General features: G+C 59.1%; 18 protein-coding genes. 4 read left to right on the top strand and 14 right to left on the bottom strand.

Annotated features, from left to right (window positions below; all coding sequences use genetic code 11):
* Positions 1 to 8 precede the first annotated feature (8 nt).
* From HYX42_RS22510 to HYX42_RS22500, 3 genes are read left to right on the top strand one after another with little or no spacing between them, the layout of a single operon-like run.
* Positions 9 to 563, top strand: coding sequence for a flavodoxin family protein (locus HYX42_RS22510; RefSeq protein WP_293407460.1), 555 nt, complete (start codon positions 9 to 11; stop codon positions 561 to 563).
* Between the two features lie 17 nt (positions 564 to 580).
* The gene (locus HYX42_RS22505; RefSeq protein ID WP_293407458.1) at positions 581 to 988 is read left to right on the top strand and encodes an OsmC family protein; all 408 of its coding nucleotides are present in this window, start codon (positions 581 to 583) and stop codon (positions 986 to 988) included.
* Entirely contained in the window at positions 985 to 1,869 is an 885-nt protein-coding gene (locus HYX42_RS22500) for a pirin family protein (protein ID WP_293407456.1), read from the top strand. The genes HYX42_RS22505 and HYX42_RS22500 overlap by 4 nt, the downstream gene beginning before the upstream one ends.
* Here HYX42_RS22500 and egtB read toward each other — a convergent pair.
* Together egtB and HYX42_RS22490 are read right to left on the bottom strand one after the other, a co-directional pair.
* Positions 1,866 to 3,203, bottom strand: a complete 1,338-nt coding sequence (gene egtB / locus HYX42_RS22495) for an ergothioneine biosynthesis protein EgtB (protein WP_293407454.1) — start codon at positions 3,201 to 3,203, stop codon at positions 1,866 to 1,868. The two genes, HYX42_RS22500 and egtB, sit on opposite strands and share 4 nt — an antisense overlap.
* Before the next feature lie 156 nt (positions 3,204 to 3,359).
* A complete protein-coding gene (locus HYX42_RS22490; RefSeq protein ID WP_366931173.1) occupies positions 3,360 to 4,109 on the bottom strand; it encodes a sulfurtransferase in 750 nt (249 codons plus the stop codon).
* Between the two features lie 142 nt (positions 4,110 to 4,251).
* Between HYX42_RS22490 and dnaE the strand changes: the two genes are divergently transcribed.
* Complete coding sequence (gene dnaE, locus HYX42_RS22485; RefSeq protein WP_293407452.1) at positions 4,252 to 7,776, top strand: DNA polymerase III subunit alpha; 3,525 nt, start codon at positions 4,252 to 4,254, stop codon at positions 7,774 to 7,776.
* A gap of 350 nt (positions 7,777 to 8,126) precedes the next feature.
* On the opposite strand, the gene tolA is transcribed toward dnaE, so the two are convergent.
* The 12 genes from tolA to HYX42_RS22425 form a co-directional block, all read right to left on the bottom strand.
* The gene (gene tolA, locus HYX42_RS22480; protein ID WP_293407450.1) at positions 8,127 to 8,978 is read right to left on the bottom strand and encodes a cell envelope integrity protein TolA; all 852 of its coding nucleotides are present in this window, start codon (positions 8,976 to 8,978) and stop codon (positions 8,127 to 8,129) included.
* Between the two features lie 12 nt (positions 8,979 to 8,990).
* Positions 8,991 to 9,422, bottom strand: a complete 432-nt coding sequence (locus tag HYX42_RS22475; RefSeq protein WP_293407447.1) for a biopolymer transporter ExbD — start codon at positions 9,420 to 9,422, stop codon at positions 8,991 to 8,993.
* A 2-nt stretch (positions 9,423 to 9,424) separates the two neighbouring features.
* Positions 9,425 to 10,117, bottom strand: coding sequence for a protein TolQ (gene tolQ / locus HYX42_RS22470; RefSeq protein WP_293407445.1), 693 nt, complete (start codon positions 10,115 to 10,117; stop codon positions 9,425 to 9,427).
* 9 nt (positions 10,118 to 10,126) lie between these two features.
* Positions 10,127 to 10,543, bottom strand: a complete 417-nt coding sequence (gene ybgC / locus HYX42_RS22465) for a tol-pal system-associated acyl-CoA thioesterase (RefSeq protein ID WP_293407443.1) — start codon at positions 10,541 to 10,543, stop codon at positions 10,127 to 10,129.
* Complete coding sequence (locus HYX42_RS22460) at positions 10,536 to 11,756, bottom strand: pyridoxal phosphate-dependent aminotransferase (protein ID WP_293407441.1); 1,221 nt, start codon at positions 11,754 to 11,756, stop codon at positions 10,536 to 10,538. Before HYX42_RS22460 ends, ybgC begins: the two co-directional genes overlap by 8 nt.
* A gap of 23 nt (positions 11,757 to 11,779) precedes the next feature.
* Positions 11,780 to 12,295 (bottom strand): transcription antitermination factor NusB, encoded by a 516-nt coding sequence (gene nusB / locus HYX42_RS22455; RefSeq protein ID WP_293407439.1) that lies wholly within the window; start codon positions 12,293 to 12,295, stop codon positions 11,780 to 11,782.
* Positions 12,296 to 12,308: 13 nt separating this feature from the next.
* A complete protein-coding gene (gene ribH / locus HYX42_RS22450) occupies positions 12,309 to 12,773 on the bottom strand; it encodes a 6,7-dimethyl-8-ribityllumazine synthase (RefSeq protein ID WP_293407437.1) in 465 nt (154 codons plus the stop codon).
* Positions 12,774 to 12,799: 26 nt separating this feature from the next.
* Positions 12,800 to 13,915 (bottom strand): bifunctional 3,4-dihydroxy-2-butanone-4-phosphate synthase/GTP cyclohydrolase II, encoded by a 1,116-nt coding sequence (ribBA, locus tag HYX42_RS22445; protein ID WP_293407435.1) that lies wholly within the window; start codon positions 13,913 to 13,915, stop codon positions 12,800 to 12,802.
* Positions 13,912 to 14,553, bottom strand: coding sequence for a riboflavin synthase (locus tag HYX42_RS22440; protein ID WP_293407433.1), 642 nt, complete (start codon positions 14,551 to 14,553; stop codon positions 13,912 to 13,914). The genes ribBA and HYX42_RS22440 overlap by 4 nt, the downstream gene beginning before the upstream one ends.
* A gap of 192 nt (positions 14,554 to 14,745) precedes the next feature.
* Positions 14,746 to 15,885: a bifunctional diaminohydroxyphosphoribosylaminopyrimidine deaminase/5-amino-6-(5-phosphoribosylamino)uracil reductase RibD gene (ribD, locus tag HYX42_RS22435; RefSeq protein WP_293407432.1), complete on the bottom strand. Its 1,140-nt coding sequence runs from the start codon at positions 15,883 to 15,885 to the stop codon at positions 14,746 to 14,748.
* Between the two features lie 71 nt (positions 15,886 to 15,956).
* Positions 15,957 to 16,430: a type IV pilin protein gene (locus HYX42_RS22430; protein WP_293407431.1), complete on the bottom strand. Its 474-nt coding sequence runs from the start codon at positions 16,428 to 16,430 to the stop codon at positions 15,957 to 15,959.
* Between the two features lie 94 nt (positions 16,431 to 16,524).
* Complete coding sequence (locus HYX42_RS22425) at positions 16,525 to 20,193, bottom strand: PilC/PilY family type IV pilus protein (protein ID WP_293407430.1); 3,669 nt, start codon at positions 20,191 to 20,193, stop codon at positions 16,525 to 16,527.
* Positions 20,194 to 20,204: the final 11 nt, after the last annotated feature.

Genomic DNA, 20,204 nt, shown 5'->3' with positions numbered 1-20,204 from the left:
AAGCGTTTATGCCAAAAATTGCTGTCGTTTACCACTCCGGCTACGGCCATACCCAGCGCATGGCGCAGGCTGTGGCGGAGGGCGCGGGCGCCGACCTGCTGGCCATTGATGCCGATGGCAACCTGCCCGAAGGTGGCTGGGAAACACTTGCCGCTGCGGACGCCATCATTCTGGGCTCTCCCACCTATATGGGCAGCGTGAGCTGGCAGTTCAAGAAGTTTGTCGATGCATCGTCCAAGCCCTGGTACACCCAGGCCTGGAAGGACAAACTCTTTGCGGGTTTCACCAACAGCGCCAGCCTGAATGGCGACAAATCGTCCACGCTGACCTACATGTTCACGTTGGCCATGCAGCACGGCGGCATCTGGGTCAGCCAGGGCGTGTTGCCGAGCAACAGCAAGGCTGCACAGCGCAACGACGCAAACTACCTCGGCTCCTACAGCGGCGCGATGGCGCAGTCGCCGTCTGATGCCGGTGCCGCAGAGATGGCAGCCGGTGACCTTGAAAACGCACGCAAGCTCGGTCAGCGGGTTGTTGAGGTCGCGGGTAAATTCAACCGTTAAAAACTGGAGGCTGCGCCATGACTGTTGAACTCAAACGCGCCTATGGCGAGGCCATGGCCCAGTCGCTGCAGATTCGCACACACTCGCTGATTGCGGATGTGAGTGCAGAAGAGGGCGGTGCAGATACCGGCCCCAGCCCGCATGACCTGTACGACGCGGCGCTGGCCGCGTGCAAGGCTCTCACGGTGATGTGGTATGCCAACAAGAAGGGCATCAAGGTCGATGACATTCATACCGTCATTGAGCGCGATGATTCGCAGGAACGGGCTGGCATTTACAAGCTTGCGGCGCGGCTGCAGGTCAGCGGTGAGCTGACGGATGCGCAAGTACGCGAGTTGGCCGCGGTTGCACAAAAATGCCCGGTGCATAAACTCATGACCACGGTTACAACCGAAATCACAACCAGTGTGGAGCGTGCGGCATGAGTGTGCAGATCAAATTGACGGGACACAACAAGGATCTGGGCGGCGGTTTTATGGTGCGGCGGCTGCTGCCGGCTGCGCAGAAGCAGGCTGTCGGGCCTTTTTTGTTCTTTGACCACTTCGGTCCCGTCACGGTGCAGCCCGGCGAGAACCATGATGTCAGGCCGCATCCGCATATTGGCCTGGCCACCGTGACTTACCTGTTTGAAGGCGCGATCATGCACCGCGACAGCCTGGGCTACGAACAGCGCATAGAGCCCGGCGCCATCAACTGGATGACCGCGGGGCGCGGCATTGTTCATTCAGAGCGCGGGCCAGAAGACCTTCGCACAAAAACCTATGTGAACCACGGCATTCAGCTCTGGGCGGCACTGCCCGTGGCGCATGAAGAGGTGGCCCCTGCATTTGTACACACGCCTGCCGCGGACATTCCTGAACTGGTGGTGGGCGGCGCAGAGGTACGCGTGCTGATAGGCGAGGCATTCGGCAAGACTTCACCTGTCGCCACCTTCGCACCGGCCCTCTATCTTGATGTGCAGCTCAAGGCTGGCGGCACTTTCGAGATGCCACCACTCGCCCCCGAACTGGCCATTTATTCGGTGGACAGCGATTTTGAGGTCGATGGGGAAGCGGTTGAGGCACATACCCTGGTTCTACTTGAGCCGGGCGTTGCTGCAAGCATCAGTGCATCGCAGGCCACGCGCTTCATGGTGCTGGGAGGCGAACCACTTGATGGGCACCGCCTGATGTGGTGGAACTTTGTCTCCAGCCGCAAGGAGCGCATTGTGCAGGCCTCTGATGACTGGGCTGCGCAAACCATAGGCCAGGTCGATGGCGAGACGGAATTCATCCCGCTACCGGAGCGGCGCTTTATTCCTGGCTAACGATTCTTTGTGATGTCGCGGGCAAGCCGCAGTCCGCTGAACTGCCACTGTGCATCCGGCGGGAAGAAGTTGCGGTAGGTGGCGCGTATGTGGCTTTGCGGTGTGGCGCATGAGCCGCCGCGCAGTACAAACTGGTTGCACATGAACTTGCCGTTGTATTCGCCGACCAGGCCTTCCCAGGGCTTATAGCCGGGGTAGGGGTTGTAGTTTGATTGCGTCCATTCCCAGACATCGCCCAGCATCTGCATGGGCTGGCCCTCATGGCCTTCCTGTTGTGGCAATGGGTGATAGGCGGCGTTCTCGACGAAGTTGCCTTGTGGTGATATCGCTTGCGGCAAATCGCGCGCGGCCAGTTCCCATTCAAACTCGGTCGGCAGTCGTGCACCGGTCCAGCGGGCAAAAGCATCGGCTTCAAAATAACTCAGGTGACATACGGGGGTGTTCGGGTCCACATCGACCAGGCCCTGCAAGGTGAAGTTCTGGTAACTGTTGTCCCCGGTCTTCTGCCAATAGAGTGGCATCTCATGCTGACCCGACTGAACCCAGTCCCAGCCCATGGACAGCCAGAGCTCTGGACGCTGGTAACCGTCGTCGGCCATAAAGGCCAGCATCTCGCCGTTGGTAACGAGGCGGCTGGCCAGTTCAAACGGTTCAAGGTAGTACTTGTGGCGTGGCGTTTCGTTGTCAAAAGCAAAAGCGCCATCGCGCGTGGCATCAAAGCCGTGCTCTACCAGCCCGCCTTCATAGGCCGTCCAGCTTACCGGTTGCGGATGTATGCCAGCGAGCGGCCAGCGTTTGGCGTAGGCAGGGCGCCCCGGGTTAAATGAAAGAGCGTGCTTGATGTCGGTCAGCAGCAGTTCCTGGTGTTGCTGCTCATGGTGCAAGCCCAGCGTGACCAGTTCTTCAATTTCCTTCTTCTGCTGCGCTGAACCGTGGGCCTCGACATGAGCCATGGTGTCCAGCATGCGCTGGTTGACCTGGGCGCGGTAGTCCAGCACTTCGTCAAGCGTGGGGCGGCTGATCAGGCCGCGCCTGGGCCTGGGATATTTGTCACCCACGCCGTTGTAATAGCTGTTGAACAGCACACGAAACTGTGCATCAAAAGGCTTGAAGTCGCGCTCAAACTTTTCAAGCAGAAAGGTTTCAAAAAACCAGGTCAGGTGCGCCAGGTGCCATTTGGCCGGGCTGGCATCAGGCATCGACTGCAACTGGCAGTCTTCAGCGCTCAGCGGCTTGATGAGGTTTTCAGTTTGCTGACGTATGGCGAGAAAGCGTGCTGCCAGATCTGAGGTTTGGGGAGCGTACAGGGAAAGAGCGTTCTGGGGACTTGTCATGACTGGCCTCGGATTGATTTGGCGTTGGTCGATTGGGGTCAAGGCGTTCTTACACGCCGATGAACCAGAGCATCAGCCTCGCAGACTCTGAATCGGTGCATTGTCAGACAAGATGCCGAAACCTGCTCGCCCTCCAGACCTGCAGCCCCGGATATCTCAGGACGCCAGTTCAGGGTTTACTTTTGGGCTCAGGGCCGGGTCCAGCGCACGCCTTTCGTCAAACACAAAGCACTCGCCGTCATAGTGCGCGTGGCCGTTGACTTCAAAGTACTTGAGGATGCCGCCATCTAGCTGGTAAACATCCTGCACACCGGCTTCGCGCATGAAAATGGCCGCCTTTTCGCAGCGTATGCCACCGGTGCAGAAACTCACCACTGTTTTGCCCTGCAGCTCTTCGCGGTGGTCCAGCAGTGCCTGCGGAAATTCAGTGAATTTGCTGATGCGCCAGTCAATTGCATTGTTGAAGGTGCCCACATCCACTTCAAAGTCATTGCGGGTATCCAGCGTGACCACCGGCTGGCCCTTGTCGTCATGACCAGCATCCAGCCAGCGTTTCAACGTCTTCGCGTCCACTGCAGGTGCGCGGCCTGATGCAGGCTGTATGGCCGGGTGATTCATGCGGATGATTTCCGGCTTGACCTTGACCAGCAGCTTGCGGAAGGGCTGGGTGTTCGAAAAACTTTCCTTGACCTCCAGATCGGCAAAACGCACATCCAGCTGCAACCATGCCAAAAAATCATGAATAGCCGCCGACGGACCTGCCAGGAAAAGGTTGATGCCCTCTTCAGCCAGCAGCACAGTGCCCTTGAGAGCGCGTGTTTGCAGGGCATCCCGGATGGCTGCCTGCATTTCAGGCAGTTGGCTCAGCGACACAAACTTGTAAGCCGCGATGTTCAGAACTTTCATGATGCCTAGAATTGTAGAAGGCGTCCCCTCCCATGCAAGCAGGGGCCACGGATCTGGCTTTGCTAGTCCGTAGGCGCAGCGGCCTCCTCGGGGGGGCAGGGAGTTACACATAGTGAACGACCGTGGGGGCTAAAATTCTTCGATGTTTGTCCATTTACGCATCCACACCGAGTTTTCAGTCGTCGACGGGACCAACCGCATAGATGAAATCGTGGCCGCCGCTGCGGCCGACCAGCAGCCCGCGCTGGCCATCAGTGACCTGAGCAACCTGTTCGGCACAGTCAAGTTTTACAAGGAATGCCGCGGCAAGGGCGTCAAGCCCCTGATAGCCGCAGATGTGTGGGTGCAGGTGCCTGGCAAGGATGCCGCCGCGCCACCGGCCCGCATGCTGCTGATGGTGCAAAACCACCGGGGCTACCTCAACCTGTCTGAGCTGCTCACCCGCGCGTGGACGCGGGGCGTGGTGCGCGACCAGGCCATCATCAGTCTGGAGTGGCTGAAAGAGTTGAACGAGGGCCTGATTGCGCTGTCAGGTGCGCAGCGCGGTGCCATCGGCCAGGCGCTGGTGCAGGGTGACGATGCACGTGCTGTTGAAAGCGCGCTTTACCTGGCCGGGATATTCCCGCACCGTTTCTATGTTGAACTGCAGCGCGCCGAACAGGCCGAGGATTCGCGCCATGTGACTGCCGCAGTTCAACTGGCAGCGCGGCTCAAGCTGCCGGTGGTGGCGACGCACCCGGTGCAGTTTTTGACCTACGACGACTACGAGGCGCATGAGGCGCGTGTCTGTATTTCAGAAGGCGAGATCCTGGGCAATGCACGCCGCGTGCGCAAGTTCACGCGTGAGCAGTACTTCAAGTCGGCCGCGCAGATGGAAGAGCTGTTTGCCGACATCCCGTCGGCGATTGCCAATACGGTCGAGATTGCCAAGCGCTGCAACCTCAAGCTCGAACTCGGCAAGCCCATGCTGCCGGATTACCCGACGCCTGAAGTCAACGGCGTGCGCATGCCGGCCGATGACTATTTCCGCCAGGTGTCGTTTGAAGGCCTGGAAGAACGCCTCAAGCACCTGTACCCGAACGAGGCCGTGCGCGAGGAAAAGCGCCCGGTATACGTCGAGCGCCTTGAGTTCGAGATCAAGACGATCTTGAAGATGGGCTTTCCTGGCTACTTCCTCATCGTGGGCGATTTCATCAACTGGGCCAAGAACAACGGTTGCCCGGTCGGCCCGGGCCGGGGTTCTGGCGCAGGTTCACTCGTTGCCTATGCCCTCAAGATCACTGACCTGGACCCGCTGCAGTACAACCTGCTGTTCGAGCGATTCCTGAATCCTGAGCGGGTGTCCATGCCCGACTTCGATATCGACTTCTGCCAGAGCAACCGTGATCGCGTCATCGACTACGTCAAGGACAAATACGGCCACGCGGCGGTCAGCCAGATCGTCACCTTCGGAACCATGGCGGCGCGTGCGGCGATTCGTGACGTGGGCCGGGTGCTGGACTTTCCCTACGGCTTTTGTGATGGCATCTCCAAGCTCATTCCCAACAAGCCGGGGCAGTCTGTCACCCTGCAGTTGCTTCCGGCTGAACGCAAGAAGAGCGACAAGCAGGTGTATGCGCTTGAAGCCGAACCCATACTCGCCGAGCGTGAAGCGAAAGAAGAAGACGTCCACACGCTGCTTGAACTGGCGCGCAAGCTCGAAGGCCTGACCCGCAACGTCGGCATGCATGCCGGCGGGGTGCTGATTGCGCCTGGCAAACTGACCGACTTCTGCCCGCTCGACCTGCAGCCCGGCAGCACCTCGGCGGTGAGCCAGTTCGACAAGAACGACGTCGAGGCGATTGGCCTCGTCAAGTTTGACTTTTTAGGCCTGGCGACGCTGACGATTCTTGAGATTGCGCGCGAGTTCATCATCGCCCGGCACCCCACGCAGAAAGACTTCGCGTTTGAAAACCTGGCGCTGAACGACGCAAAGACCTACGAGCTTTTTGCGCGCGGCCAGACTGAAGCCGTGTTCCAGTTTGAAAGTACCGGCATGCAGCGCATGCTGAAAGACGCCAAACCCAACCGGCTTGAAGACCTGATCGCGATGAATGCGTTGTACCGGCCGGGCCCCATGGACCTGATCCCGACCTACATCGCCCGCAAACAGGGCCGCGAGGAGCCCGAGTACCCGGACCCGCGCGTCAAACCCATGCTGGAAGAGACCTACGGCATCATGGTGTACCAGGAGCAGGTGATGCAGACCGCGCAGATCCTGGGTGGCTATTCACTCGGTGGCGCCGACATGCTGCGCCGCGCGATGGGTAAAAAAGACGAGAAGGAGATGGCGTCGCAGCGCGAGATCTTCCGCAAGGGCGCCGGTGAAAACGGCCTGAGCCAGGAAAAAGCCGACGAGGTTTTTGACCTGATGGAAAAATTTGCAGGCTACGGCTTCAACAAGTCGCACTCTGCCGCCTACGCGCTGCTCGCTTACCACACAGCCTGGCTCAAGGTGCATTACACGGCCGAGTTCTTCTGCGCCAACATGACGGTGGAAATGGACGACACCGACAAGCTGAAGATTCTCTTCGGCGATGCGCAGAAGATGGGTATGAGCTTTGAGTCGCCCGACGTCAATCGCGGCAACTACCGATTTGAGCCCATCACCGACAAAAGCATTCGTTACGGCCTGGGCGCTGTCAAGGGCACCGGCCAGCAGGCGATTGCAGCCATCGTCGCCGCTCGTGAAGCGGGCGGGCCTTTCACCTCGCTGTTTGATTTCTGCGTGCGGGTCGACAAATCAAAACTCAACAAGCGCACGGTCGAGGCGCTCATCAAGGCGGGCGCTTTTGACAACCTGCATTTGAACCGGGCCGAGTTGCTGGCGTCGGTAGACCGCGCTTTTGAGTTTGCGGCTGCGACCGAAGCCAACGCCAACCAGAGCGGCCTGTTCGACATGGACTCGCACGCCGCCAGCACGCAGGAGCCGCCGCTGGTGCCGGCCATGCCTTTCGGCGTGAAGGCGCGCCTGGTGCAGGAAAAAACCGCCATCGGCTTCTATTTGTCGGGCCACCTGTTTGACGAGGTCGAGCTGGAGGTGCGCAAGTTTGCCAAGCGCAAGATTGAAGACCTCATCGATTCACGCGACCAGCAACTGCTGGCCGCCATCGTCACCGACCTGCGCGTCATCAACGGCCAGCGCGGCAAGCTGGCGCTGTTCAAGCTTGATGACAAGACGGCCATGATCGAGGCCACGGCGGACGAGGCGACGCTCAACGCCAACCGCAACCTGCTGAAGGACGATGAACTCGTCATCGTGCAGGGCGTGCTGCAGCCAGACCGCTTCTCGGGCGGCTACCGGCTCAAGGTCACGCAGGTCTGGGACCTGGAAACCGCGCGCTGCAAGTTCGGCAAGTACCTGCGCGTAGCGGTCAATGGCACGGCGCCCGACATCTCGCGTATGGTGCGCGACTTTCCGCCCCGACGCGAAATGTCGCAGCAGGGCGAACTGGAAGTAGTAAGGGGCCTGCCCGTGCGCCTGAGTGTGCGGCGCGAAGCGGACTTTGGTTCTGTCAACGCCGACATCGTGCTGGACGAACGCGCCAAATTCTTCCCGACCGATGCAGCGCTGGCGAGCTGGATGGCGCAGGCAGACAGGGGCCAGGCGCATATCGTCTACGAGTGATGGGGTGGGGGCGGCCGGGATCGCTTCCCCGCCTGTCATTGCGGACCACGATCCGCAATCCATGCTGGTTGAGCGCTGACGCTTGATAAAAGCGGGGATGGATCCCGGATCGAGTCCGGGATGACGCCGGTGTTTAAAGTGGTGGAGGTTATTTTAATGTATACGGCAAAAATTTAACGTATACGGCAAAATTATGTGTTCTGGGGTTGTTGCAATCTGAAAATCCTGCCCAAAACGCTTCAAACAGCCAAAAAAAGGCCATTTTTAGGCACAAAAACGGCTGTAGCCCTTTAAATACGTGCGTGAGCAGCTATTGATTCAATAGCAAGTCTGCCTGCTGACGCCCAGACTCAATCCTTCACACGCATGCTCAGGACCATGGCGGAAGGCACCCGCCCGTCCACATCGCGCGGCATGGTGCCGGTGCGGATGATGGCTTTGATCACGGCCTCATCCCAAGCGGCATTGCCGCTCGACTTGACCAGGCGCTGACTGATGATGGTGCCGTTCGATGAGGTGCGTACCTCGACCTCGGCAATCGGGTTGCCAGACACGTCATCGGCAAACACGATGTTGGGCTTGACTGCGGCCCTGACCCTGGCGCCGTAGCCCTGCGAGGGGCCGCTGGACTGCCTGGCCGTGCCGGTTGATTCGGATGCGCCCGATGCGCCTGCCAGCCCCATCATGCGTTTGAGGGCTTCCTCGCGTTGTTTGGCCGTTGTTGTCTGGGCCTGCTTGTCCTGCTCACGCTGTTTGGCGAGCTTCTGGTCTTCCAGTTTTTTGGCGTCCTGCTGTGCGGCGAGCTTTCTGGCCTGGTCTTCCTTTGCCTTCTGCTCCCTGTCTTTCTTAGCCTGCAGTTCCTCGCGCTCTTTCTGCTGCTGCAGCAACTTGCGCTTTTTCTCCTGCTCAAGAGCGATATCTACGTTGGGAGTCGGCGGAGCGGCCTTGACTTCGGGCTGTTTGGGCGGTGGCTCGGGCGGCGGCGGGGGAGGTGGCTCGACCAGTTTGGGCGCGGCGGCCTGGGGCACGGCGGACCAGATCTCGGCTTCAAAGGCCACCGACTGGTCCGTGCGCTTCCAGTTCACGCCCCAGGTCAGCGCGGCAATCAGCAGCGCGTGGGCCAGCAGCGCAAAACAAAAGGCGCGCATCGAACCGGCATCGCGTGGCGGGCCAAATTCAATGCGGTCTGCTGCGCTGGGCATGGTGCGTCTGGTTTATTTGCCGGTCTGCACTGAAAGCCCGACGCGCGAGACACCGGCCTTCTGCAGGTTGTCCATCACCTTGACGACGGTTTCGTACTTGATGGACTTGTCGGCGCTGATGACCACAGGCACGGCATTGGCGCCGGCCTTGACGTTGGCGTCCATCTTCACGATGTCGGCGGCCACGTTGTTGACGTTGCTGGGCACGGCGTCGGTCTTGACCTTGATCTGCACGGTTTCGTCCTTGCTGATCAGAATCTGTATAGGGTTTTGCGGTTGCGATGGGGCCTTGCCGACCTTGGGCAGCGCAATCATGCTGGGCGTGATGAGCGGCGCCGTCACCATGAAGATGATGAGCAGCACCAGCATCACGTCGATGAAAGGCACCATGTTGATTTCACTGATGGTGCGGCGGTCCCGGCCGCGGGAAACAACGCCCGGCATGCTTAATGTCCTGAGGGGCTTTGTGCCCCAAGGTTGCGCTGCAGGATATTGGAGAACTCTTCGATAAAGGTTTCGAGCTTGTTGGCGATGCGGTCAATATCGTGCGCAAAACGGTTATAGGCAACGACAGCGGGTATGGCAGCAAAGAGGCCGATGGCGGTGGCGACCAGCGCCTCGGCAATGCCAGGTGCCACCGTGGCCAGCGTAACCTGCTCCAGCGCGGCCAGCCCGGTGAAGGCGTGCATGATGCCCCAGACCGTGCCGAACAGGCCGACGTAGGGCGAAACAGAGCCGACAGTCGCCAGGAAAGAGAGGTTGGCCTCAATCGCATCCAGCTCGCGCTGGTAACCGGCACGCATGGCACGGCGTGCGCCGTCGAGCAGCGTGCCTGCATCGGTGATGCGGCGCTCGCGCAGCTTCTGGTACTCACGCATGCCGCTGGCAAAAATGCGCTCCATGGAGCCCGAGTGTTTGGCGTTCTGTGTGGCGCTGGCAAACAGATCATTCAGGCTGGTGCCGGACCAGAACTCGCGGTCGAACTCTTCATTGAGTGCCTGCACACGCTTGATGGAAATGATTTTCCTGAAGATGGCGGCCCAGCTTGCAATCGACACACCCACAAGCAGCGCCACAACGCCCTGGACGACCCAGCTGGCATGAAGAATAAGGCTGACGATGGAAAGGTCTTGGTTCATGCTGGTGTTTCAGTTTTTAAGGCTGTTGATGATGCTGGCCGGAATTCGGGTTGGCTGCAAGCTTGTAGCGCTGACCCAGCCTATGCGTATGGTGCCTTCGCAAAGCAGGGTGCTGTCCTGCCCGGATTTTAAAAGCGCCTGCTGCACTATTGTTATGGATGCACGGCCCAATTCCTGGAGGGTGGAGGTAACAAGAAGTTCATCATCCAGCCGTGCAGGGCGCAGGTAGCGCACGCTGGTGTCGCTGACGATAAACATGCCGCCTTCACTTTTCTTGAGCCGCTGCTGTTCAATGCCCAGTGATCTGAGCCATTCGGTGCGTGAACGTTCAAAAAACTTCAGGTAGTTGGCATAAAAAACAATGCCGCCCGCGTCTGTGTCTTCCCAGTAAACACGGATGGGCCATTGGAAGGCAGGCTTATCCAATGACCTTCTCCAGCCGGGCAATGGCTTGCTTGAGATGCGCCATCGAACTCGCCGTTGAAAACCGTACGTATTTTTCAGGCGAGGCGGTGCCGAAATCCCGCCCTGGCGTGACGGCCAGGTGTGCGCGCTTCATCAGCTCAAAAGCGAGGTCCCAGCTACCACCGGTGCCGTCAGCCCTGTGTTCTGCCAACCCCCATTTTTTTACAAGTGAGGTGCAATCGGCATAGGCATAAAACGCGCCGTCGGGCATCACCGGTACGGTCAGCCCCAGGCGGTTCAGCTCGGGTATGAAATAGTCGCGCCTGGCCTTGAATTCGCTGCGGCGGCGTTCGTATTCGGCCAGGCTTTCAGGCTCGAAACAGGCGAGCGCTGCATGTTGGGCCACAGTGCTGGCGCAGATGAACAGGTTTTGTGCGATGCGCTCAATCACAGGCACCAGCGCCTCAGGCACCACCAGCCAGCCGAGCCGCCAGCCCGTCATGTTGAAATATTTGCTGAAGGAGTTGATGCTGATGACGCTCTGGCCCAGCTCATTGGGCATGGCCAGCGCCGTGTGGCCGAAGTGCTCTTCGTAGCTGAGGCCGAGGTAGATCTCGTCGATCAGTGTGATGCCGCCACGGCTTTCCACGTATTCATGAATGCGTTGCAGCTCTTCAGGCGCAATCGATGTGCCGGTGGGGTTGGAGGGCGATGCGAGCAGGACGCCGCGCGTCTTGTGATTCCACGCGGCCTCGACTTTTTCACGCGTCAGCTGGAAGCGCTCTTGGGCAGTGGTCGGAATCAACACCGACTGGCCTTCTGCTGCACTTACAAAATGCCGGTTGCAGGGATAGCTCGGGTCCGGCATCAGGATTTCGTCGCCGGCTTCTATCAGCGCCAGGCAGGCCAGCTGCAGGGCTGCAGAGGCGCCGGCAGTGATGATGATGCGGTTGGGAGCGACGTCGACCTTGAAGCGCGAGGCATACCAGCCACTGATTTTTTCGCGCAGTTCCCACAGGCCTGTAGCCTGCGTGTACTGGGTCGCGCCGTCGTGTATGGCTTTGGTAGCCGCTTCCTGCACCAGCGGCGGTGCGGTGAAGTCGGGTTCGCCGATGTTCAAAAAGATCATCGGGTCGGCGGTGTGCGCGACCTGGCCTGCAAGAAGCGAAGCCGCTTTCGCGACCTCCATCACGTAAAACGGCTCGATTTTCTGGGCTCTTTGTGCAATCCTCAAAGCATGCCTTTCAAGACGCCGTCTTACCTGGCATTGTCTGCAGCAACTTCAGCTGCACGCAACGAAGGCGCCAACTTGTGCAGCACGCCGTTGACGTATTTGTGGCCGTCGGTACCCCCAAAGGCCTTGGCCAGTTCTATGCATTCGTTGATCACCACGCGGTAGGGCACGTCGAGGCAGTTCTTGAATTCGTAAGCGCCTATCCACAACACCGAATGCTCTATGGGTGAGATCTCGGCCATGGGCCTGTCGAGCAGCGGCGTGATGGCGGCGTCCAGCGCCTGTCCATCGTCTATGCAGCCGTGCAGCAATGCGTCGTAGTGGGCCGAGTCGGCCTTGTGAAAGCCGACGAGGTCACGTGTGAATGTGTCTATGGCGTCGGCCTCGTTGCGGCCCACCAGGTGCTGGTAGAGCGCCTGCATGGCAAATTCACGGGCACGGGTGCGGCCGGATTTGTCGGCCGCTTTTTTAACGCCGGTATCGGTCAGGCCTGTGCGCTTTTGCGGCGGGCGCTTGGGTTTGGCGGTCGGTTCAGACATAGGGGTTTTCAGTTCAGGCCAGGTCGTTGAGCAGGTTGGCCATTTCAACGGCGACACGGGCAGCGTCACGGCCCTTGTCGGTCTGGCGCACTTCGGCCTGAATCAGGTTTTCAGTGGTCAGGATGGCATTGGCAATCGGTATCTGGTAGTCAAGCGCCACGCGTGTGACAGCCGCGCCGCTTTCATTCGCGACCAGCTCAAAGTGATAGGTCTCACCGCGGATGATGCAGCCCAGCGCGACCAGCGCGTCGTATTTGTCACTCTCGGCCATCACCTGCAGCGCACTGGCAACTTCAAGAGCACCAGGCACCTTGACGTGCTTGATGTGTTTGGCTTCCACGCCCAGCGCCCCCAGCTCCAGCAGGCAGGCATCGGCCAGCGCGTTGGTCACAGGTTCGTTGAAACGCGCCTGCACGATGCCGATCACCAGCTTTTTGCCGTCCAGCCTGTCGGCTGTTCCTTTGTCTGCACCAAACATGATGGCTTCCTCTTGATTTCAGTTTGTTATTTGTTGATGTAGCCGACGATTTCCAGGCCGTAGCCTGCCGCCATGCTGGGCATGCGCCGCGGGTTGCCCAGCACGTTCATTTTGTGCACGCCGCATTCGAGCAGGATTTGCGCGCCGACACCGTAGGTGCGCAGGTCCATGCGGCCACGTTCCGGCGCCTGGCTGGCGCGGGCCGTGCCTTCAAACTGGGCCAGCAACTGCTCGGCACTCTCACCGCAGTTGAGCAGCACCACCACGCCCTTGCCCGCGTCGGCGATATAGCGAAGGCTCTGGTCCAGGCTCCACGAATGCATGGCACGCCCGACTTCGAGTGCGTCCAGTACCGACAGCGGCTCATGCACGCGTGCCGCCACGGCTTCGTCTGCTGACCATTGGCCCTTGACCAGGGCGAGATGCAAGCCCTGGCTAGTCTTGTCCTTGAAGGCATGTGCGATGAACTCGCCAAAAGTGGTGGTGAGCGTGCGACTGCCGACTTTTTCGATCAGTGACTCGTTGCGGCTGCGGTGTTCGATCAGGTCGGCAATCGTGCCAATCTTGAGCTTGTGCTCGGCTGCAAAAATCAGCAGGTCGGGCAGGCGGGCCATCTCGCCATCGTCTTTCATGATCTCGCAGATCACGGCGGTGGGTGAGCAGCCCGCCATCCCGGCCAGGTCACAGCCGGCTTCGGTGTGACCGGCGCGCATCAGCACGCCGCCGTCAACGGCCTGCAGAGGAAAGATGTGGCCGGGTTGCACCAGGTCGCTGACCTTCGCATCTTTGGCGACGGCGGCCTGCACGGTACGCGCGCGGTCAGCTGCGGATATGCCTGTGGTCACGCCTTCGGCCGCCTCAATCGACACCGTGAAAGCGGTCGAGTGCTTGGTGCCATTGCGGCTGGCCATGGGCGGCAACTGCAGGCGTTCGCAGCGCTCGCGCGTCAGCGTCAGGCAAATCAGGCCGCGGCCATAACGCGCCATGAAGTTGATGGCCTCCGGCGTGACGTGGTCTGCGGCCAGGACCAGGTCGCCTTCGTTCTCGCGGTCTTCTTCATCAATGAGGATGACCATGCGGCCAGCCTTCATCTCGGCAACGATGTCTTCTATGGGGGAAATGGAGATTGGGGCGACTGTCATTGGTGCTGGTTCTTTCCGGTGTCCTGGAGCATGCGCTCGACGTAGCGCGCGATCAGATCGATTTCAAGGTTGACCCTGGAGCCCTGTTTGAGCTGGCCCAGCGCGGTGTTTTCGACGGTGTGCGGGATCAGGTTGATGCTGATCTCGCAGCCCTTGCCATCGGCCAGGTCCTGAACCCGGTTGACGGTCAGGCTGACGCCGTTGACGGTGATGGAGCCCTTGTAGGCCATGTATTTGGCAAGTTCAAGCGGTGCCTGTATGCGCAGTTCCCAGCTTTCGCCGACTTCGGCAAAGTGTGTGACAGTGCCGATACCGTCAACATGGCCGGAGACGATGTGCCCGCCCAGCCTGTCATGCGCCCGCAGGGCTTTTTCAAGATTGATGATGCCGGGCTCTGACAGCCCGCTGGTCTTGTCCAGCGATTCGGCGGAAATGTCTATGGTGAAGCGGTTTGCTGGAAGGTCGAGCGATACGGCTGTCATGCAGGCGCCATTGAGGGCGATGCTGTCCCCCAGACCGACATCACTGAGGTAACCCGCCGGCGTTTCAATGGTGAGACGCTTGCCATGGTCTGAAGAGCTGCCCAGGCTTTGGATGTCGACGATGCGCCCCAAGCCGGTGATGATTCCGGTAAACATGCGCTATTTTCGCAGGGAATCGGGTCGGCCTTCCTGCCCGGGGCTGATTAAACCTCAAAAGGCGAGAAATGAAGGTGTGAATGTCTCGCCTGGGGCTTTGTCATCCCGGACTGGATCCGGGATCCATGGCTTTTGAGGCTTTCCGGAACGGGGTTCATGGATTGCGGATCCAGTCCGCAATGACAAACGGGGTCAATCGCTGCGGTGGAAATCGACCTGGAACTGGTCCCGGCCTGTAACCCGCGCCAGTATTCGCAGGTCATCGCCCACCAGCTGCGTTGATAAAAAGCGCAGCCTGACCGCATCCTGCAGGCTTTCAAGCGGGCCAAATGAGGCCATGCCCTGGGCGGTGCCGAGCAGCTGCGGCGCACTGTAGAGGAGCAGCTCATCAACCAGGCCTTCGCGCAGAAACGACCCGTTGAGCTTGTGGCCGGCCTCGACGTGCAGTTCATTGATTTCACGTTTCGCAAGGTCGAGCAGCATGGCTGCCAGGTCGACCTTGCCTGTTGGGCCAGGCAGGTAAATGACCTTGGCGCCGCGCGCTTCAAGCGCCTGTTTCTTTGCGCCATCGGGCACTGCCGCGTAGATGTACAAGGCGCGGCCTGCGATAAACAGCTTTGCGTCAGGTGGTGTTTCCAGCCGGCTGTCAACCACCACCAGATGAGGCTGGCGTGGCGTATCGACCAGACGCACATCCAGGCGGGGGTTGTCTTCAAGCACGGTGCCTATGCCCGTCAACACGGCGCAACTGCGTGCGCGCCATGCATGGCCATCGGTGCGCGCAGCTTCACCGGTGATCCACTGGCTTTGCCCGTTCATGAGTGCAGTCTTGCCATCCAGCGAGGCGGCCACTTTCATGCGCACCCACGGCGTCTTGCGGATCATGCGGCTGAAAAACCCGATATTCAGTTCACGCGATTCGGCAGCGCCCGGGCCGATTTCAACCTCAACACCCGCTGCGCGCAAACGCGCAAAACCCTGGCCACCGACCAGCGGATTCGGATCGGGTAGGGAGGCCACAACTTTTTTGATACCTGCGGCAATCAGTGCATCGCAGCAGGGGCCCGTTCGGCCGTGGTGGGAGCAGGGCTCAAGCGTGACATAAGCGGTTGCACCGGCTGTATCACGGCCTTGCGCTGCAGCGTCTGCGAGTGCCGCTACTTCGGCGTGTGGGCCGCCGGCTTTTTGCGTGTGGCCCTCGCCGATGACCTTGCCATCGGATGAGACCAGCACGCATCCCACGCGGGGGTTGGGTGAGGTGATGTAACACGCTGATCGAGCCAGGGCGAGCGCCTGCCCAACAAAACCTTCATGTGCTGCAGCAGGAGTCATGCGCTGCCCGTTGCCCAAGCGCCGGGTCCAGTCATCTCGTACGCTGTCGGCACGCGTTGCTCAACGACAATTTACTTCCAGCATTCATCCCGGGTCTTGGTATTGCCCGTCACGCCCTTGATGCCGGTAGACGTAATGGTGAAAATGCCGCACGCGTCTGCCGCCTGGGAGCGCCCGAGAATCGGAGACATCGACAGGGTGAAGGCTGTGACACTCACAGTGGCCGTGTAGTTGCCCGCAGCACTGATGGCGGGGTTCAATTGGTAGAGGGCGGTTCCGTCTGCCGGCGAAACCCTGAGACCATCGGGCATGCCGACCCCGCTTCCAAGTACGCTGTTACTGCCCCGATCCTGGTCATAACGGTCATTTGCGGCGTAAAAGCGCTGCATGAACTGGGCGGCCTGCAGCAATTGCGCTTTGGCGTCGGCGCGCCTGGCTCTCGCGATATAACTGTTGTAGGAGGGCAGTGCGATGCTGGCCAGGATGCCAATGATGACCACCGTGATCATGAGTTCGATCAGTGTGAAGCCATGGGGCCTCCTCATGTGTGACGATTGCTGTTTCATTTTTTGAAAACTCCCGTTGCGATGGGGAAAATGGTGATGCCAGACGGGGCCGCAAAGGCCCCTGAAAAATACCTCAGCGTGGGAACAGCTGTCGCCAGGAGCGCTTGCCGCCACCGATATTGCTGATATTGGTCAATGGATTGAAAACCTGGGGGGGAATCCTGATCCTGAACCCGGGCTGTTGTTCGGTGCTGAGAGGATTGTAGTAAGTCCCGGTCGAGTCTGATTTGCTGTCATTTTTGATCACCCGCGTTCGACCGTCGGCCGTATTCTCATAACCCGCCACAATCACGTCGGACGTGTTGATGATGCCGTCTCCGTTGGTGTCAAAAATGGCTGTCGTAGGGCCACTGCCCGTGACACCATCAATGACGTAATTCCATGCCCTCCCTGACCCGGTCTGAATGCATGGGTCCAGGGAGACATTCGACGGTGACACGGTGTCGAGCAGCACATATCCACTAACCAGCGCCTCAGAAGAGTAGATGGATCTCTGCCCGGTATTGGGGAGGTTCATATACCAGCCCCTTTTGGTGGCGAAGTCCACCGAATTTGTCGAGACTGTGTAGTAGTTGACCGTGACGGTCGACGTACTCAGGTTGGAAGCCGTGACTATTTTGGTGCCTGTTGTGGCCACTGTTGAAATGGTTTGCTGTACCAGGCTGGACACACCTGTCTGTGTCACGCCCAAGGGGGTTGTGCTGCTTCCAAATGACACGCTGTCCCATATGCCATACATCGTCTGGGTCACCGTGTTTGTGACGTCTGTCGCGTCGTAGAGCTTGCCGGTGCCAAAGACAATCACATTGCCGCCATTGGGATTCGCAACAACCGTGGGTTGGGCGGTGATGGATTTTGTCGTGGTGCCGCTGTAGAGGGGCGAATTTGACAGGCCCAGACCCCAACCCGCGCTGCTTGCGCTTGATAGATCAAACTTCCACAGGTTGCCCCTGGCGTCACCGGCGTAGGCGCCAATGATGCGCTGATTGCTGTCCCGTACCACCCGCACGCCGCCCAGGCCGTTGCTTCCGCCCACGCCGGTGCTGATCTGCTTGATCAATGCACCCGTGTCAAGGTTGGCAACATACAGGCTGGCCATTGTGCTGGAGCCGTAATAACCGTTGCCGAATATGGCAACCCACTCACCACTCTTGGTCAATCCGGTCTGTACATCAGTGAGGATGTACCCCAGGCTTGCATAGCCGGGGGTCGAGGGCGTGATCTCCCATTTCACACTCGATGCCGACATGTTGATGGGGTCGGTGACATCAAGTGCGTAAACCGTTTTGGCACCCGCACCGGCCGTTCCTATCAGCAGGTTTGACCAGGTGGTGCACCCGGACCCCCCGCTCAGGCAAGCGTCTGCTTCCACGTTGGGGCCGTCTACATAATATTGGTGGTCGTAGCTTCTGCTGGCCAGCAAATGCAGTTTGGGCATCACGGCGCTCGGCACATAGGCAAAAATCTCTGTGCCAGTGCTGTCCCGGAAGCCGTGAAGCATGCCGTCATTGGCCCCGGCAAACAGCACGCCCTCGGCTCGGGCCGCCTTGCTGGTCACAAACGCCGCATAGGTGGACTGTCCGTAAGTGCCTGAGGGCAACTGGTCATAGCTGGAATTGAGCGCCCCCCTGATAAATACGGGGGACGAATTGACGATGTCGCCCAGCAAAAACTTCCTCGCGCGGTACAGCGCCGTGCCATTGGGGTCTTCATTGGTTCGGTCACCCCTGAGATAGTTGATCAGGTTTGTATTTGCGCCCACCACGTTTGACATCACGTAGGTGTTCAGGGCGTTGAAGTTGCCCATCGCCGTACCATTCCAGGCATAGATATTCCGGGTGCTGTAGCCCGGTATGCCGTTGTAGGTGGCGCTGGTGATGGGGTTTGTGTCCACCACCTGCCATGTGATGGATATCTCCGCACTGGACGAAGGGTCGAGCGCTGTTGCAATGACGTTGCCTGTCCATTCCCCCGTGGTGTATTTCGGGGTGTATTTCCGGGTGCCATTCGTCAGGCTGAGGGTGGATGCTGCCACACCGGACTGGGAAGAAGTGTTCTTGCTGATGTCTGCCAGCATGCCTTCGACCGCATCGTTGAGTGAGCCGGCGTTTTTGGCACTCAGGATTTTCCCGCGGGCGTTGATCGTGGCGTGCCATAAATCATCCATGGCCGTTTCATCTTCACCGCCTACCGTAGGCCATGATGATGCACCCGATGTGAGCGACGCCAGTTGCGTGGCCGTTTGCGGCAAGGTTCCGTATACACCCAGTCCGACCGCATAAAAACTCATGTTTTGCCAGAAGGATTCATTGGCGACTGTTGTTGTCAGCCCGTTAATCACGGAGGGCGTGATTTGCTTGACCCGGTTGGGGAGGTCTGTCCGTAAATCCGTAATCCAGTATTTCATCGCCACATCTGCAAGCGTGTTGGACTGGCTGTCGGCGTAAGGTTTGGCAGTCCCGTTGTAGCTGTATGTCAGTGTGCCGCCCGTGGCCGTTGTGCCAGTGATGGGCCCTGCTGATGTGTTGTCAATATTCCCCAGGCCCGAATAGCTGTCGTTGTAATAGCCGTCCGTTGTGAGCATGGCAAACGACCTGCGGCAAGAGTATTGCGCTGCGCGTATGGCTACGGTGTCGGTTGTAGTGGTGCTCAAGGTGACGATGCCGGTTGAGCTGACGATGGGGCTGCTTGCCCAAGGGCCCAGATTGTCACTTCTTGAAAAATACTTTCCTACATTGTCAAGTGCAAAATGAGTCGGAGTACCCCCGCCTATATCTATTGAATAAAGCCAGTTGTAAAACGCATTTTTTTGCGCCTGTGTGTATAACCCGACGCCGGCAGCGACCGCGCTGTTGTTTTTCAAATCATTGATCGTAGACCAGCCCAAACGTATGGACTGCGTCATGTTCTGGAAAGCGTAGCCCAGCCCCGTTTTGGCCACGTCCATGCGGTTGCTGTGGTATTTTTGCCAGTTGGCGTAATTCTGTCTTTCCTCCGCAAGAGAGCAGGAGTTTCCCGCGCAATCTGTTCTGTTGAGAAACTTGGGGAATGGCCCCGTGGTGCTGCTCACTGTGGAGGGGTAAGACAAGTTTGGAGTTGCGCCGATTGCCAGAAGTGAAGTGCCGGGCACATACGTATTGCTGCCCGAGAAATAACTCGTAATCAGGGTGGGTGTTGGAAAAGCTGCAGTACCGGTCACTCCTGGCCAGGTCACATTGACGTTGGAACTGTTCTTGTAAAAATAGACGTTAAATGCCGTGGTTGACGTGACGCCCGGGGTAGAGAAGGTGCCCGTCGCATTGACCCGGGTGTTATAGGTAACTCTTGGGTCGTAGTACAGGCCATTGACATCGGGAGACATCTCCCAGTACCAATCACTTGGTGGGGGGTTGTAGGTGCCCGTAACGGTGATGCTTCCCGGCGAGGGATAGGTGCTGCAGTTAATGCCCCGGAGGTTTATCGGACAGTTTGTCGAGAATGAAGCGGACGTGCCAGGTCCCGCACGCCCGTAACCGCTTTCCGGCCCGCCAAACTGGTAGATGAATTGCGCGACCATCGACCCTGAGTCATCGAACATCAGCATCAGGTTGGGCTCAACCGAACCCGCCTGTGTCAGCAGTGGCGTTTGTGATATTTGAGCCTGAACCGGTTGCAGGGCTGCGAAGGACAAGACCAGCACGGCGAATGCCACAGCCGTCGCGCGTAAGTACCGCAAGATCTTCAAGCTTAGAAAATTGAGCATGGTGAGCCTCT

It is taken from the genome of Polaromonas sp. (assembly GCF_016185115.1).
Classification (GTDB): domain Bacteria; phylum Pseudomonadota; class Gammaproteobacteria; order Burkholderiales; family Burkholderiaceae_C; genus Polaromonas.
The sequence above is the reverse complement of the archived record's forward strand: the minus strand, read 5'-3'. Positions and strand labels throughout refer to the sequence as shown.